13 protein-coding genes are annotated in these 14,241 nt (G+C 55.1%); 2 read left to right on the top strand and 11 right to left on the bottom strand.

All coding sequences use genetic code 11. From position 1 onward, the window contains the following. Nucleotides 1-56 precede the first annotated feature (56 nt). Nucleotides 57-1,211, top strand: a complete 1,155-nt coding sequence (locus ERD84_RS00640; RefSeq protein WP_130037268.1) for an FAD-dependent oxidoreductase — start codon at nt 57-59, stop codon at nt 1,209-1,211. A 177-nt stretch (nt 1,212-1,388) separates the two neighbouring features. Here ERD84_RS00640 and ERD84_RS00635 read toward each other — a convergent pair whose 3' ends face one another. From ERD84_RS00635 to ERD84_RS00605, 6 genes are all read right to left on the bottom strand, one after another. Next, nucleotides 1,389-2,225, bottom strand: a complete 837-nt coding sequence (locus ERD84_RS00635) for an inositol monophosphatase family protein (protein ID WP_209019800.1) — start codon at nt 2,223-2,225, stop codon at nt 1,389-1,391. 335 nt (nt 2,226-2,560) lie between these two features. Further along, on the bottom strand, nt 2,561-3,268 hold the full coding sequence (locus ERD84_RS00625) for a ribonuclease activity regulator RraA (RefSeq protein ID WP_130037266.1): 708 nt from the start codon (nt 3,266-3,268) through the stop codon (nt 2,561-2,563). An 86-nt stretch (nt 3,269-3,354) separates the two neighbouring features. Then, nucleotides 3,355-4,506, bottom strand: coding sequence for a YbfB/YjiJ family MFS transporter (locus ERD84_RS00620; RefSeq protein WP_130037264.1), 1,152 nt, complete (start codon nt 4,504-4,506; stop codon nt 3,355-3,357). After that, nucleotides 4,503-5,111 carry a TetR/AcrR family transcriptional regulator gene (locus ERD84_RS00615; RefSeq protein ID WP_130037262.1) on the bottom strand — a complete coding sequence of 203 codons (609 nt, stop codon included), beginning with the start codon at nt 5,109-5,111 and terminating at the stop codon, nt 4,503-4,505. The genes ERD84_RS00620 and ERD84_RS00615 overlap by 4 nt, the downstream gene beginning before the upstream one ends. Nucleotides 5,112-5,227: 116 nt before the next feature. Further along, nucleotides 5,228-6,196: a Bug family tripartite tricarboxylate transporter substrate binding protein gene (locus ERD84_RS00610; RefSeq protein ID WP_130037260.1), complete on the bottom strand. Its 969-nt coding sequence runs from the start codon at nt 6,194-6,196 to the stop codon at nt 5,228-5,230. A gap of 79 nt (nt 6,197-6,275) precedes the next feature. Continuing rightward, nucleotides 6,276-7,148, bottom strand: coding sequence for a fumarylacetoacetate hydrolase family protein (locus tag ERD84_RS00605; RefSeq protein WP_130037258.1), 873 nt, complete (start codon nt 7,146-7,148; stop codon nt 6,276-6,278). 203 nt (nt 7,149-7,351) lie between these two features. Between ERD84_RS00605 and ERD84_RS00600 the strand changes: the two genes are divergently transcribed. Then, complete coding sequence (locus ERD84_RS00600) at nt 7,352-8,068, top strand: FadR/GntR family transcriptional regulator (protein ID WP_130037256.1); 717 nt, start codon at nt 7,352-7,354, stop codon at nt 8,066-8,068. Nucleotides 8,069-8,076: 8 nt separating this feature from the next. On the opposite strand, the gene ERD84_RS00595 is transcribed toward ERD84_RS00600, so the two are convergent. The 5 genes from ERD84_RS00595 to ERD84_RS00575 form a co-directional block, all read right to left on the bottom strand. Then, nucleotides 8,077-9,093: an acyl-CoA dehydrogenase family protein gene (locus ERD84_RS00595; RefSeq protein WP_167667202.1), complete on the bottom strand. Its 1,017-nt coding sequence runs from the start codon at nt 9,091-9,093 to the stop codon at nt 8,077-8,079. 1 nt (nt 9,094) lies between these two features. Then, nucleotides 9,095-10,267 carry an acyl-CoA dehydrogenase family protein gene (locus ERD84_RS00590; RefSeq protein WP_130037252.1) on the bottom strand — a complete coding sequence of 391 codons (1,173 nt, stop codon included), beginning with the start codon at nt 10,265-10,267 and terminating at the stop codon, nt 9,095-9,097. Between the two features lie 37 nt (nt 10,268-10,304). Then, nucleotides 10,305-11,270 (bottom strand): Bug family tripartite tricarboxylate transporter substrate binding protein, encoded by a 966-nt coding sequence (locus tag ERD84_RS00585; RefSeq protein WP_130037250.1) that lies wholly within the window; start codon nt 11,268-11,270, stop codon nt 10,305-10,307. Nucleotides 11,271-11,346: 76 nt separating this feature from the next. Beyond that, nucleotides 11,347-13,431 carry an acetate--CoA ligase family protein gene (locus tag ERD84_RS00580; RefSeq protein WP_130037248.1) on the bottom strand — a complete coding sequence of 695 codons (2,085 nt, stop codon included), beginning with the start codon at nt 13,429-13,431 and terminating at the stop codon, nt 11,347-11,349. Further along, complete coding sequence (locus ERD84_RS00575) at nt 13,428-14,231, bottom strand: enoyl-CoA hydratase (RefSeq protein ID WP_130037246.1); 804 nt, start codon at nt 14,229-14,231, stop codon at nt 13,428-13,430. The genes ERD84_RS00580 and ERD84_RS00575 overlap by 4 nt, the downstream gene beginning before the upstream one ends. Between the last annotated feature and the right edge of the window lie 10 nt (nt 14,232-14,241).

Genomic DNA, 14,241 nt, shown 5'->3' with positions numbered 1-14,241 from the left:
CTACTAGGCACCGCCACAGCCTATGCTGTGGCGATTTTTTTCTTATAGGTGATGCAATGGAAGCACCCGTTGTAATAATCGGGACAGGCCTGGCGGGTTATACCGTGGCACGTGAATTGAGGCGTCTTGATAGCACTGTAGAAATACAGATGTTTACAGGCGACAACGGCGGCTTTTATTCGAAACCGATGCTGTCAAATGGGTTTTCTGCGAAGAAGACGGCTGCAAATATGTTGACACAGCCTGCCGTCAAAATGGCTGAGCAGCTCCAGGCTGAAATCAATACTGACCAGACTGTCGACGCAATTGATTACGCGCATCAAACCATTTTGACCCGCGGGGTGGAAAGATCCTATAGCAAACTGGTGCTGGCAGTAGGGGCCGAGCCGATTCGGATTCCGTTGCAGGGAAACGGAGTTGACGCGATCGTATCCGTCAACAACCTGTCTGATTATCACGTTCTTCTTCAGCGTCTTGAAGGTAAGAAGAGCATCGCGATTTTGGGTGCTGGTTTGATCGGCTGCGAGTTTGCCAATGACCTATGTTCAGCAGGTTATGAAGTGAGCTTGATTGATCCGGGCCCTTTACCATTGGGTCGCTTGCTACCTGCCGAGATAGCGGAACACATGGCGCAGGCACTGCTGGCTGCAGGAATAAACTTGCATGCCGGCACGGTTTGCAGCTCAGTGGAGTCCGCTAGCGATGGCTTTCTAGTGAGCCTGCAAAACGGAACCAAATTGCATGCTGATGTTGTGATAAGCGCGGTGGGGCTGAGGCCCAGAGCAGAGCTGGCGACCAAGGCCGGTATAAAAGTAAATAAAGGTATAGAGGTTGACCGATACTTGCAAACCAGCGAGAAAAATATTTATGCACTGGGGGACTGCGCCGAAGTCAGCGGCCTACATCTACCCTATGTGATGCCTATTATGCAATGTGCTAGAGCACTAGCAAAAACTTTGGCTGGCCAGTTGACCCCTGTTAATTACGCCGCCATGCCCGTGGTTGTAAAAACGCCGCTATTTCCCCTTGCTATTTCTGCGCCTTTATCCAGTAATGGGCAGTGGCAATTTGACGAGCTGGGAGCTAATGGCACCAAGGCTATTTTCTATGATGATCAGAACCAGCCCACGGGATTTGTCGTCTCGGGCGATAGAGTCAATGAGAAGCGTGCACTTGAAAAAGTGATGCCTGCATGGCTGGCTCTGATGTAGTGCTGTACCGCATCGAGGTATCGAGGTGCGCAAAGTGTACCGGGGTAAGCTCGGTAACGGGGCTGTTCGATGGCGTGGTGGCAACTGCTGTTGAGCCAGGCAATGTCAGGGCACCGGTCAGGGGAAACGTTTTTATCATGGTGAGGCCCTTCATTACCGGCAGTCCATGAGATCTGCTTAGACGGACGGTTCGAAAAGAGCCTCTCTGATCAGTTCCCACGACAGATGATCAGGAGCACAGATGAGGCCCCCGGCAAAGTTTGATGGCTTATATGGTGTTCCATCAAAGTGTGCGCTGTAGCCACCCGCTTCCCGGTGCAGCAACCAGCCTGCGGCGTGGTCCCACGGCATCAATTTGTTGTAGACCAGAACATGGCAGTGGCCTGCCGCAGCCATCCTGTACTCTTGCGCTGCGCTGCGCATCCAGAAGTTCATGGACATTTTTGGCAGGTTTTGTGCCACGATGGAGCGCATGGGCTCGGGCAAGAAGCTCGAACCTGCCACCCCTTGCATCTGAGATACTGGCACCGGGTCGGCGACCTTCAGGTCTTTGGTTTGCTGGTTTTCATCTTGTCGCCAGGCGCCTGATCCGCGCACCGCAAAAGACGTATCGCGGCAAACAGGGTCATGGATGGCGCCCATCACAATCTCACCCCGTACTGTGGCTGCAACCATCACGCCAAACAAAGGGACTCCAGAGGCGAAGTTCTTGGTCCCGTCTATGGGGTCAATGATGAATGCGAGATCGGCTGTTGCTATGTGCTCCAGGATACTGGGGTCGCGTTCGGCGGCTTCTTCGCCAATAATGGCTGCAGTGGGAAAAAGCTTGCGCAGACGAGACGCGATTTCGTGTTCTGCAACTTCGTCCGCATCAGTCACGACATCAAATGCCGATGATTTTTCCCGTGTGTTGTTGAGCACGGCTCCCGTGAAGCGCGGCATGATTTCGGTGCGTGACACATCGGCCAGGATTTCTCCGATCGTGATCGCGTCGCTGCGGGTGAATGTTTTCATGTTGTAGGTCTGTACTGCTATTTCATCGCGTCAATTTTTCCTGGTGGTGCCAGCCAGCATCCATTCGGTTGCAATCATGCACTCCGCATGCGGACTGTCGACAATCGCTTCAGTTTCCATCGTAGTTCAGATATCCCCTAAGTGCATCAGCCTTCGAATATTTTGCCAGACATGTCGTAGCTTGGGGATGACTTCCTGCTCGATACGTGCTTGAGAAAAAGCTTGTATGGATACAGATATGCCCAGTGCCAGCGATCTGGGTTCGTCGCGTGTGATGGGCTATGCGCCGGGAGCGGTCCGCACTGGCGGGGCCAGAATTTAGCGGCCAGGCGCGGCTATTTTTTGGTGGCTTCGTAGCGCGCCTTGTTTTCAGCATTAGGCGGGTATAGGCCAGGCAATGACGCGCCGCCTTCCACTTCTTGCATGATCCAGCCTTCCAGGCGCTCTTGCTCCAGGGCGAGATCGACGACTTCGGCCAATAGCCCTGCTGGAATGACCACCGCACCGTCCTGGTCGGCAACAATGACGTCGTTTGGGAATATGGCGACACCGCCGCAGCCGATAGGCTGTTGCCAATCCACGAAGGTCAGCGCGGCAACCGAGGGAGGCGCTGCGGCACCGCTGGCCCATACTGGCAGTCCTGTGGACAGCACCCCCGCCAGATCGCGTACTGCGCCGTCACTGACCAGTGCGGCCACGCCACGCTGGGACATTCGTGCACAAAGAATATCGCCCCAGAAGCCAGCATCCTTTACGCCATTTGCATCGACAACGGCGATGCAACCAGCAGGCATTTGCTCGATGGCCGCACGGGTGGACTTGGGAGAGCTCCATGATTCCGGTGTGGCCAGATCTTCGCGGGCGGGAATGAAACGTACAGTGAATGCGCGTCCCACGATTCGTTTTTTGCTGTCGGCCGCGATAGGAAAAGCGCCGCGAATCCAGACATTGCGCAGGCCCTTTTTCAGTAGGACCGTGGTCAGTGTGGCCGTGGTGATGTTCGCCAGGGCTTCGAATGCTTTCGAGTCGTTTGGGGTGTTCATGGCGCTCCTGATATATAGGGAAGGGCACTGCGACACATCATGGATGAATAGCAATAGCTTAGCGCAAAGACGGCATAAATACCGACTTAGCTAGTCGTGGCTACAGGCTTCTGCAACAATGCCAGCAGGCCTGCCAGCAGCAGCATCATGGCCGAGATAGCCAGCCCAAAGGACAGCGATCCGGCCATGTCGCTGATCCAGCCACAAGCGGCTGGCCCTATCGTCTGGCCGATAGCGAACAGGCTGGTGGCTATGGCCATGGCGTTGCCCCAGGCCGGTCGGGCCAGATTGCTTTTGACAAAGCCTGTGACCGCCGAGGGCACCATGAAGACGCTGGCGCCAACAAGCGCTGCTGAAAGCCATATCCCCGCCAGGTCTGGCAGTATCAAAGGCAAGCCGGCTCCGGTGGTTAGTACAAATAGCGCCATGCCCATGGGCCGGCCATCTTGCCGGCCGTTGAACAGGCGTGCCCAGATTAGTGGTGCGAGCAGTGTCATGATTCCCAGTAGCCCCCACATGACGGAAGTGGTGGAAGCCAGCCTTGAGGTATCGCCAGCGTGATGCTTGACCCAAGCCACCATAAAGGTCATGTAGGCTATGTAGCCCAGGCCGAACATAAAGTACGAGATCAGTACAGGCATGCACCGACGCCATGGCCAACTTGCGCTGGCCTGCGTTGAAGAAGGCTCTGCGATAGTGTGGGCTGCCCTGATGGCCGCGATGGAAAGCGGTATGCATAAGATACCCATTGCCAGCCAGGCCATTGGCCATGCAACAGCCCCTTGTAGCTCGAACATCCATGGCAAAGCCACACCCGTCAGTAGCATTCCCAGGCCACCACCGCTGAAAAAAATCACGATGGCACGAGTGCCGATTACACCGGCAAGCACTCCACCGCAGATAAACGTACCTGCACCGCCAAAGCCGGCCAGGAATCGAAATATGCTGAGCCACAGGAAGTTGTGCGTTAGGCCGCAGGCCAGCAAAGACAGGGTGGTGAGCGCCATGCCCCACATGAATAGTCGTCGGTTTCCCAGGCTTGCAACAAAATAGATGACGAGCAAGGCGCCTAGCAAATAACCTAATGAGTTCGCTGTATTGAGCCACCCAGCTTGTGCGTAATTAAGCTGCAGATCAGCCTGCATGGCCGGCAGGATCAGCGCATAGCCAAAGCGGGCAAAGCCGACGGAGACTGCTGAACCACCTGACAAGGCCAAGGCGACAATGGCCGGCCTCATGCGTCTGTACTCCTTATTTTCATGGGCTCGGATTGAGCCGCCCTGATAAGTGTTTCGACGGCATGGCGAGCTGCCTGCACCGGAGCAGGGTCATAATTGATCTGCGCTGCGGCGGTCGCGCCATCCCACAGCAACTGACACTGCAGAGCGAAGAGCCTGGGGTTGGGCCATCCCGCCCGCGCGGCGACATATTCGAACTCGTCGATCATTCGTTGTTTGTGCTGCGTGGAAATGAGGGCAGCAGGGTGTGTTGGCTCGGCCAGTTCAACAGTGGCATTGATAAATGCACAACCGCGAAAACTTGAATCGTTGATGATCTTAGCTAGATAGTCGAATGCCGCCAGGACCTTGAGGCGTGGTGTGCGGGCGCTGGCCATTGCAGCCTGTATGCCTTCGAGCCGCTGCGCCCTGCGCGCATCCAGGACTGCTGCGATGATGTCGTGTTTGGACTTGAAGTGATGGTAAAGCGTCATCTTGGCCACGTCACTGGCATCGATAATTTCGTTGATGCCGACGTGATTGATGCCCTTGCGATAGAACAGATCTGATGCGCACGACAGAATGCGTAAACGCGCGGATGATAAGGAGCCAGTTGGACGCGCCATGATGGCACTCCTACGCTAAAGCAGATAAAAGAGATGTTAATTATACATACCAGTCTGTATAATTAACATCAGAGTTTATTCTGCTGCCAGACTACACGAAGTAGTCGATGGTGGCGCTATTCCAGCTTCCCGATATCTTGCACAGCTTGCCGCAACACTGCGTCGTCTGCGTCCCAATAGGTCTGGAATTCATCTGCGTCCATGTAGTCGATGGGGCTGCCGGCAGCCAGGATTTTTTTCTGGATATCTGGATCATTGGCCACTTTCTTGGCTGCCTCACGCAAGCGTTGGATCACTTCGGCCGGTACGTCTTTCGGGACGAAAATGCCCGACCATTGGACAAACTTGACGTCATAACCTGCTTCAGACAGGCTGGGTACTTCGGGCAGAGTATTGAGTGGCTTGTCACCCCAATGGGCCAGGGGACGCACGGTGCCCGCCTTGATATGCTGAAGAATACTGGAGGGGCCGGTCGAGATGGCATCGACCTGACCGCTTAGCAAGGCCGCGACCGCCGGGCCTGCACCCGTATAAGGAACGTGTGTCATGCGAATATCTGCCTTCTTCTCGAGCATAGCCATGGGTACATGCATGGAGCCGTAGATACCGGAGCTGCCGTAGTTCAATTTGCCGGGTGCCTCACGCGCAGCTTCAACAAACTCGTCTATTGTTTTCCAGGGTGATTTGGCCGGCACTACCAGAACGGTGGGGTCTGCGGTGATGCGCGCGATAGGCTTGAAATCGGTGGTTTCATATGCGGCTTTGCGTCCCAGTATCTTGTCGGCTTCCGGCAAGATGGAGATGGACGAGAGCATCAGCATGATGGTGTAGCCGTCAGGTTTGGCGTGTGCGGCAGCGCCTGTGCCAATGGCGCCGCCCGCGCCGGCCTTGTTCTCAACCACTACGGACTGCCCCAGCTCTTTACCCAGTGCGTCAGCGATGGGGCGTGCGACGGTATCCGTTACGCCGCCGGGAGGAAACGGAACAATCATGGTGATAGGTCGTTCGGGGTACTGGGCCCAAGCCGTGCTGGAAGCCAGCATAGTCAACCCGGCGGCCAATAGCTTCAATCCTGATGCTTTCATTAATGTCTCCTTCGATGAATAAAGAGTCAGTTATTGACTCTTTGTTTTGTGCTTTTATGCGATGCGAGGTGTGAAGCGACTAGCGGAAAACGTTTTCAAGCGTACCAATGCCGTCGATCTGGATTCGAACGCGGTCACCGGATTTCAAATAGCGGGGTGGTGTAAAGCCCATGCCCACGCCAGCGGGTGTACCGGTTGCGATAATGTCGCCGGGGTAAAGGGTGATTCCGCGTGAGCAGGTTTCGATAAGGGTAGGCAAATCAAAAATCAAATCCTGGGTTTGGCCGTCTTGCCGAAGTTCGTCATTGACCCAGCAGCGTACCCGTGTGTTCGCTGCATCGAATGCGTCGGCGGTGACCAGACTGGGTCCCATGGGGCAAAAGGTGTCGAATGACTTGCCAAGGTCCCATTGCTGGTGCCGCATCTGGACGTCGCGTGCGGTGACATCGTTGACGATGGTGTAGCCCCATACATGGCTCATTGCATCGGCCTGGCTGATATTCTTGCCACCTTTGCCGATCACGATGGCCAGTTCAGCTTCGTAGTCGACTTGTTCGGTAATGCCTGTGGGCAGCATGACATCGTTGCCATGGGCGATAACGGTTTCAGGGACTTTGGTGAACACAATTGGCCACGCGGCGGGATCATTGCTGTTGCCCTTGAATACAGAGCCCGACAGTTCTTTTGCGTGCGCATGGTAATTGCGACCGACGCAGAAAATATTACGGCGGGGGTGTGGAATGGGGGCGAGCAGTTTGACAGCATCCAGCGGTGTTGGCGACCCGCGGCCCAATTCGGCCAGCCCGGATGAATCGCCATAAGCCTCTATCAGGCCAAGTACGCCTAGCTTGGCAAGCGCTGGGTCGATGTCCAGTGCCTGTACTGTCAGGCCGTCTTCGCTTACAAGGCCCACGTGGTGTTGCTGGTCTTTTATATAAGTTGCAATGCGCATATGCTTCCTTCAAGAATGAACAGTACCACTTTTATACCAATTTTCCTTTCGTGGTCTGGTTGCTAGAGTATATGGTCTAGTCATTCACCACGCAATGACTCTTTTTAATAGATTTTATGGCTTGGCAATCAGCGATTATGAACCAATTGGTACTATTAATGGTATGCTGCAGAAACTATCAAAGGCATGCTGTAATCTGAGTCATGACATCTGACGTTCTTGAGTTGGGGCTGCGCAGTGCCGGGGCGCAAACCTTGGCCACCTATTTGCTAACAGAAATTCGCTCCGGCCGAATCCCGGCAGGCGCCAAGCTTCCCGGCGAGCGTGAGCTGGGCGAACGCTTCAATACATCCCGAGGCTCGGTGCGGCGAGTCCTGGCGGCCTTGCGTGAGGCGGGCTGGATCACCCAGGCAGTAGGTAGCGGCACCTTTGCCTCTCGTCCGGCCCATGAGCCTTCTGCGGAGTGGGGCGATAGCGATCTGTTTTCAGATCAAACCAGTCCTGCGGAACTCATGGAGGCGCGTTTGTTGATCGAGCCTCTTATGCCGGCGCTGATTGTGCGCCATGCCACCCGCAGCGACTTTGCACGTATGCACGAGTGCCTGGCAAGGGGCGAACAAGCACAAACCATAGAGGATTTTGAGCATTGGGATGGAGCGCTGCACCAGGCATTGGCGCAAGCTACACATAATCACTTTTTCCTGCAGGTGCTCGCGCTGACCAACCGTGTTCGCGAACAAGGTGATTGGGGTCGCCTAAAACGCAACTCACTTACCCCTCAGCGTCGTACCGAATACGAGCGCCAGCACCGTACCATCGTGGCTGCGCTTGAGGATCGAGACGCCGAGCAGGCTCGTGATGCCTTACAGGTTCATTTGGCGCAGATTCAGCGGAACCTGTTCGAACCGCCCGTCGGCTAGCGTTGCTGCTATGCAAGCTCCCAGATCTGGGCAAGTATTGCTGCCGTATCGTGCCGGCGGCCCAGCAAGGCAACAATATGTTTTACGCGCTTAAGATAGAAGTGCATGGGGCATTCCCACGTAAATCCCATGGCGCCAAACGTTTGTATCGCATGCCGTGTTGTGGCATCGCTCGCTTCGATAGCCAGTAACTCGGCCATAAGCATGGGCAGCTCGGTATCACGCTCTTCTTCGATTGCGGTGCACGTCGCGTGCAGAGCAAGCCTGGCATTGTCTATGGCCATCCAGTTATCGGCCAGGCGGTGTTTGAGCGCCTGGTTGATTCCTATGGCCTTTCCAAACTGCTCGCGTTCGCAAGCATAGGCCACTGCGGCCTCCAGTGCCTTGCTGGATGTGCCTATCAGCTCTGCGAGCCTCAGTACGCGGCGTCGACGATAAAATACTTGCCACGATGCTGAAGAGCAGTCGCCACTTGTCGTCCAGGCAGGAGCTTCTCGCGTGATGGTGGAGGTGGAAATGAGAGGGTCTATGCCATGGTCTGCGTGTGTAATGTTATAGCCGCTGAATATCACACGATTGTCAGCCCAGTGTATGTCTAGGGCCTGCTCGCCCACCATGGCGTATTCGGCCCAGCTATTGTTGTCGCTGTCCTGGCTTGCAGTAGTCCCTAAATAGGTATCGCCTTGTAGCCAGTGTGCTAGTGTCTGGCTGCTCTCGTTGTCATCCAGTGCGCAGCTTGGCAATAAGGCGGCGACCGCTATTGCCTGGGTGAGGGGCAAAGGCAATAGGCTGCGTCCTGCTTCTTCGGAGATCAGGGCAGCATCCAGCAGACTTAAGCCAAGACCCGATTGATCTTCGGGTACACAAATCTGCAGCCAGCCCATTTGGGCACACTCATTCCAAAGCGAGGCCAGCTCAGCCGCACCGATATTTTTTCTTTGCGTGTAGGTTGAGGTCTTGTCGTCCAGGAACCGGCGCACCGAGTCAAGCAATAGGGTTTGTTCATCTGTCAGTATGGCGCTCATACTATGCTCCTTTGGGCAAACCAAGTATTTTCTCGGCGATGATGTTTCGCTGGATTTCGGATGTGCCGGCAAGTATGGTTTCTGCCTTGGACCATAGATAGGCATGCACAAACTGTGCTGCTTCCTGGTCCTGATCGTAAGGAATGGCCTGGCACACTTTTTCGCCCAGCAGCTCCAGCGCAAATTCCAGCAACGATTGATGGGATTCGCTCCATTGCACTTTGGTCGATGAGCCTTCCGGGCCCGGAGGGGCGCCGGAAATTGCCGCAGTCAATGCTCGTTGGGATTTGAGTTTAAGGACGTAGCTGTCGACGGCCAGACGGGCCCAGCGCTGTCGGGCTGCCGCTGTGCTATTTGTGTTTGTAGTGTTTGTGCCCACCCATTTCTTGATATTGTTGAGCTCTTGTTGAAACCGGACCAATCGGGGCAGAAAATAGGTGCCACGCTCGAAACTGGCGGCCGCCATGGCTATGCGCCAACCCTGATTCTCTTCGCCCAGCAAGTAGCGGGCCTCGACCTTTACATCTTCGAAGAAGACTTCGCAAAACTCCGCTTCTCCGGTCAACTGCCTGATGGGTTCAACCCGTACGCCAGGTTGGTGCATATTGACCAGCAGAAAACTGATGCCGCGATGCCGCGCCTGCGCTGGGTCTGTGCGGGCCAATACAAAGCACCAATCGGCTCTGTCGGCAAACGATGTCCATATTTTATGGCCATTCAATAGATAGCCATCGCTTGTTTTTATTGCGCGTGTACGCAAAGATGCCAAATCGGACCCTGCAGCGGGTTCCGAATAACCTTGGCACCAAATGGTTTGATTGCTGAGTATGCCAGGCAGGAATTCCTGCTTTTGGTCTTGCGAACCAAAATGCAGTAGGGTAGGGGCCAGTATGCCATGACCGATCAGGTTGATACCCAAAGGTGCACCGCATAAGGCGTGCTCCTCATGAAAGATGGCTTGCTTGGCCAAATCTAGTTCTTGCCCGCCATACTCTTTGGGCCAGCCTAGCCCCGATAGTTGATGGGCGCACAAATGATTTTCCCAGGCGCGACGAAAGTCCAGGTCACGTGGATCTGCGGGTGTGGGCCATTGCTGGGTGAACGACGCATAGTGTTCGCTTAGCCAGGCCCTTATCAATGACCGGAATGCCTCGTTGCTGCTGGGAAAATTCATGGTGCTACCCTTGTTGCTGCTTACTAAGTAAAGTGGCTTAATCCAGGCGGATGTTGGCGTCTTTGGCGACTTTGCCCCAGGTCTTGATGTCTTTCTCGATGAAGGCGGCAAAGGTTGCTGGGTCGCTGCCAATCGCATCAAGGCCCAGCGAAGTAAATTTTTCCTGGACAGCAGGCTCCTTCAGGATGGCTGCTACCTCGGTATAAATCTTGTCGACGATGGGAGCGGGTGTGCCGGCAGGAGCGACCAGACCTAGCCAGGGCATGGCCGAGAAGCCTGGGACGGCGGTCGAAATCGTAGGAATATCAGGGACCGATTTTGATGGGGTGTCAGTTGTTACGGCCAATACCCTGGTTTTACCGCTCTTTGCAAAAGGACCAGAAGATGCCCAGGCATCAAACATAACTTGTACACGTCCAGCCACTAGGTCAGTCAGCGCGGGTGCGCTGCCTTTATAGGGAATCTCTTGCATCTCCACGCCAGCCATGCTTTTGAACATTTCAGCTTCCAGGTGGGTCGATGTGCCTACTCCGACTGATGCATAGCTCACTTCACCAGGATGGGCTTTAAGGTATGTAATCAGCTCCTGCACGGTTTTTACCGGCAGCGAAGGGGCGACCTCGAGTACATGCACCACCGAAGCGACTTGTGTGACGGCCGTAAAATCCTTGACTGGGTCGTAATCGACTTTGCTGTAGATGCTGGGGGCAATACCCAGTGAAGAAGCGGCCAGCAAGAAGGTATAGCCATCGGGTTTGGCACGGGCGACGTGATTGGACGCAATCATGGTTCCGGCACCGGGCTTGTTTTCCACCACAACGGGCTGGCCCAGTTTTTCGGCTAGACGCTCACCAAGAAGGCGGGCAAGAATATCAGTGGCCCCACCCGGCGAGAATGGTACGACAACGGTTATTGGGCGCGTGGGATAGTCGGTGGCGGCATACGTTGTACCGGCAACCAGGCTTGTCGTCAGACACAATCCAGTTAATAGTTTCTTTATCATTAGCATCTCCGTTTAGTTCTAATAAAATACTCGTACCGAACAGCGCCTCAGGCGCTGTGTGCGATCGAGAGTTTTCCTACATAAGAATCAAGGCATCAAGGGCAACTGCCCCTTGGCCTTGCTGCCTGACCAGTAATGGATTTATTTCTATTTCCCTGACTGATTCCGGTGCTGCCGCCATGGCTTGTGCCAGCGCGGCAATTGCCTTGCAGGCTGCAGCCACATCGGCCTTAGGCGCGTTCCTGTACCCATCAAGCAAAGGAAACGCCTTCAGTTTTTTCAGTAGTTCGTTTGCGTCTTGCTCGCTGACTGGAAGCAGGCTATGGCTGGTGTCCTGATAGATTTCGGTCAGCACGCCCCCCAGGCCTACTGTCAACATCGGTCCAAAAACAGGGTCATGTCGGGCGCCGACTATCAGCTCTACCCCTTTGCCTTCCATTTTCTGAACAAGCACGCCATCAATATGTGCGTTGGGCGCTTTTTCTCGAATTGAATCCATCATGGCTTGGTAGCACTCAGCAAGCTGGGTTTCATCCTTGATATTCAGGGCCACACCGCCAACTTCTGTTTTATGCGCGATATCGGCGCTGAGTATCTTGAGCACAACGGGGTAAGCCAACGCAGCGGCATGCGTCTGCGCCTCTTGCAGCGTTGTTGCGATCAAGTCTTCTTTGCACGGCACGCCAAAAGAAGAGAGATATTGCAGCGCCTGGGCTTCATTCATGCCGTCTTTTCGCAAAGCAAGGCCGGATGCCGGCAATGTTGCCGGGGCGGCAATCGGCGTCTGGGCTTTGCGCCTTTCCTGCCACAGCAAGAAGGGCGCTAAAGCCGATACCGCCAGACCCAGGTCGTCGAATACCGCAATACCCGCTTGCCTGAGGTTGTCGCGGCATGTGGCGCGCCCGGTGTCAATGGCGGCAAAGAACCTGGGGTATTCGCTGGCGACAGTTGCGATGCTGTCCGCCATGCGGTCCAGCATATAGCCGGGTGCGTAGATCACCACGGCATCCAAGGCGTCGGTGCTGGCCAGGGCACGCAGCACCTCTTGCACAAAGCCGGGGTCGTTAACAACATTGCCTGTTACATCGACGGGATTACCCACCATGCCGTAATCCGGGATTCCCTTGCGCAGCACTGCCTGTACGTCGATGGGCAGATCTGGCAAATCGAGCCCAGCTTCGATAAAGCGATCAGCCAGTATCGCTCCCAGAGCGCCTGACATGGTTATTACGGCGACACGTCTTCCCGCGGTTCGGTGCCGTAGCTGTGCGAGCTGCGCCAGCAAGGCCATCTGTGCGAAGTCCTGGGCTTCAATTACATTCAGTTTTTCGAAAACACTGCGATAAACATGCTTGTCTCCGGCCAGGGCAGACGTATGCGACTGGACCGCGACTGCGCCTTTGTCGGTGGTGCCGGCCTTGAGTGCGATCAGCAACTTGTCCTTTTTTTGTAGCGTCTGGCAGGCCTGGATAAAGCCGGCGCCGTTACGCAACTGCTCGATATACCCCAGCACGACTTCTGTTTGAGGGTCGTCGGCTAGAAAATTCAAATACTCCGAGAACTCTACACAAGCCTCGTTACCTGTATTGATGAAGTGCGATACCGGCAGGCCCAGCTTTCTGACCAGCGCATACAGGGCTGCACATACATTGCCGCTTTGAGTAAGCATGCTGACATTGCCGGGGCCTTCCTGCATGGGAGCTGTATTAAATACGGAAGCGAAAGCCGTATGCGCTTGCGTGTTCAGGTTGGCCAGCCCCATCAGGTTCGGTCCCGCCACGATCATGCCGGATTTTTTGGCGAAGTCTTCCAGATGCTCCTGCAAGGCCCGTCCGGCCGGTCCTTCTTCGGCAAATCCGGCGGCATACACGATAGCCGCCCTGACGCCTTTGGCATGGCAACGTTCGAGCATGGGCGTGACGTCCTTGGCACCTATTGCCAGCACAGCCAGATCTGGCGCTTTCGGCAAAGACTCGATGTCGGCATAGCACTTCAACCCAAATACTTCCTGGTACTTGGGATTCACGGGATAAATATCCCCGTCATAGCCGTATCGTGTCAGTAGATCAATGGGCATGCCGCCTATGCGGTCGGCCCGTGCACTGGCACCAATAAAAGAAATTGATTGCGGGTTCAGCAAAGGCTCGAGGCGGTGATTCATGCACTTGCACCCGACTTGTTCCGTTGAATTGCTTGAGCCAGGCCGCGATCCCGCACGGTCTTGAATTCTTCGCTGACATGTGAAAGCTGATGGGTGTCGAAATGCGCGGACAACGCACTACGAAACCCCTGCATATCCAGCGTCCGGTTCAGGGATTTCTTGATCAGGCGCAGGCCAAACGGTGGTGCCTTGGCGATACGTTGAGCCATAGTCATGGTTTCTTCTTGCAGCGAAGCCACTGGAACGACACGGTTCACCATACCTATGCGCAGTGCTTCCTGTGCATCCAGCTTTTCACCCGTGAACAACATCTCTTTAGCCTTGCGCAGACCCATAACCCAGGGGTGGATCAGGACTTCTGTTGCCGCAGCGGCCAAGGTTTGTCCCACCGGATCAGAAAAAAATGCATCTTCGGCGCACACCACCAGATCGCACATATTGGCGATCATGAAGCCGCCCGCCACGCAGGCACCCTGAACCTCGGCAATTGTGGGTTTTGGGAAGTCCCATATACGTAGGCAGTAGTCAAAGTAACGTAGTGATTCGTACTCCCAGCGCTCTTCGACTGTGAAGTTGGCCCGCTTGGCCTGGGCTTCCTTAAGATCGTGCCCGGCTGAGAAGTGATCGCCAACCGCCGCAATAATCAGCACCTTGACTTGCTCATCTTGTGCTGCTTGCCTTACAGCATGGTCAAGCTCATCCAGCAGCTGCTGGCTTTGCGCATTACGAGCCTGCGGCCGCGCCAGACAAATGCGTCTGACCGAGTCAGTGTCTTCGATAAGCAGTGAGGTATAGCTCATGGGTACTCCA

It is taken from the genome of Pollutimonas harenae (assembly GCF_004153685.1).
Lineage (GTDB): Bacteria > Pseudomonadota > Gammaproteobacteria > Burkholderiales > Burkholderiaceae_B > Pusillimonas_C > Pusillimonas_C harenae.
Note: the sequence above shows the minus strand (reverse complement) of the source record. Positions and strands in the feature narration are given on the sequence as shown.

What these genes read in the sequence shown, in the direction of transcription:
- ERD84_RS00640 (WP_130037268.1), top strand. Translation starts at nt 57, where the DNA reads ATGGAAGCACCCGTTGTAATAATCGGGACAGGCCTGGCGGGTTATACC.
- ERD84_RS00635 (WP_209019800.1), bottom strand. Translation starts at nt 2,225, where the DNA reads ATGAAAACATTCACCCGCAGCGACGCGATCACGATCGGAGAAATCCTG.
- ERD84_RS00625 (WP_130037266.1), bottom strand. Translation starts at nt 3,268, where the DNA reads ATGAACACCCCAAACGACTCGAAAGCATTCGAAGCCCTGGCGAACATC.
- ERD84_RS00620 (WP_130037264.1), bottom strand. Translation starts at nt 4,506, where the DNA reads ATGAGGCCGGCCATTGTCGCCTTGGCCTTGTCAGGTGGTTCAGCAGTC.
- ERD84_RS00615 (WP_130037262.1), bottom strand. Translation starts at nt 5,111, where the DNA reads ATGGCGCGTCCAACTGGCTCCTTATCATCCGCGCGTTTACGCATTCTG.
- ERD84_RS00610 (WP_130037260.1), bottom strand. Translation starts at nt 6,196, where the DNA reads ATGAAAGCATCAGGATTGAAGCTATTGGCCGCCGGGTTGACTATGCTG.
- ERD84_RS00605 (WP_130037258.1), bottom strand. Translation starts at nt 7,148, where the DNA reads ATGCGCATTGCAACTTATATAAAAGACCAGCAACACCACGTGGGCCTT.
- ERD84_RS00600 (WP_130037256.1), top strand. Translation starts at nt 7,352, where the DNA reads ATGACATCTGACGTTCTTGAGTTGGGGCTGCGCAGTGCCGGGGCGCAA.
- ERD84_RS00595 (WP_167667202.1), bottom strand. Translation starts at nt 9,093, where the DNA reads ATGAGCGCCATACTGACAGATGAACAAACCCTATTGCTTGACTCGGTG.
- ERD84_RS00590 (WP_130037252.1), bottom strand. Translation starts at nt 10,267, where the DNA reads ATGAATTTTCCCAGCAGCAACGAGGCATTCCGGTCATTGATAAGGGCC.
- ERD84_RS00585 (WP_130037250.1), bottom strand. Translation starts at nt 11,270, where the DNA reads ATGATAAAGAAACTATTAACTGGATTGTGTCTGACGACAAGCCTGGTT.
- ERD84_RS00580 (WP_130037248.1), bottom strand. Translation starts at nt 13,431, where the DNA reads ATGAATCACCGCCTCGAGCCTTTGCTGAACCCGCAATCAATTTCTTTT.
- ERD84_RS00575 (WP_130037246.1), bottom strand. Translation starts at nt 14,231, where the DNA reads ATGAGCTATACCTCACTGCTTATCGAAGACACTGACTCGGTCAGACGC.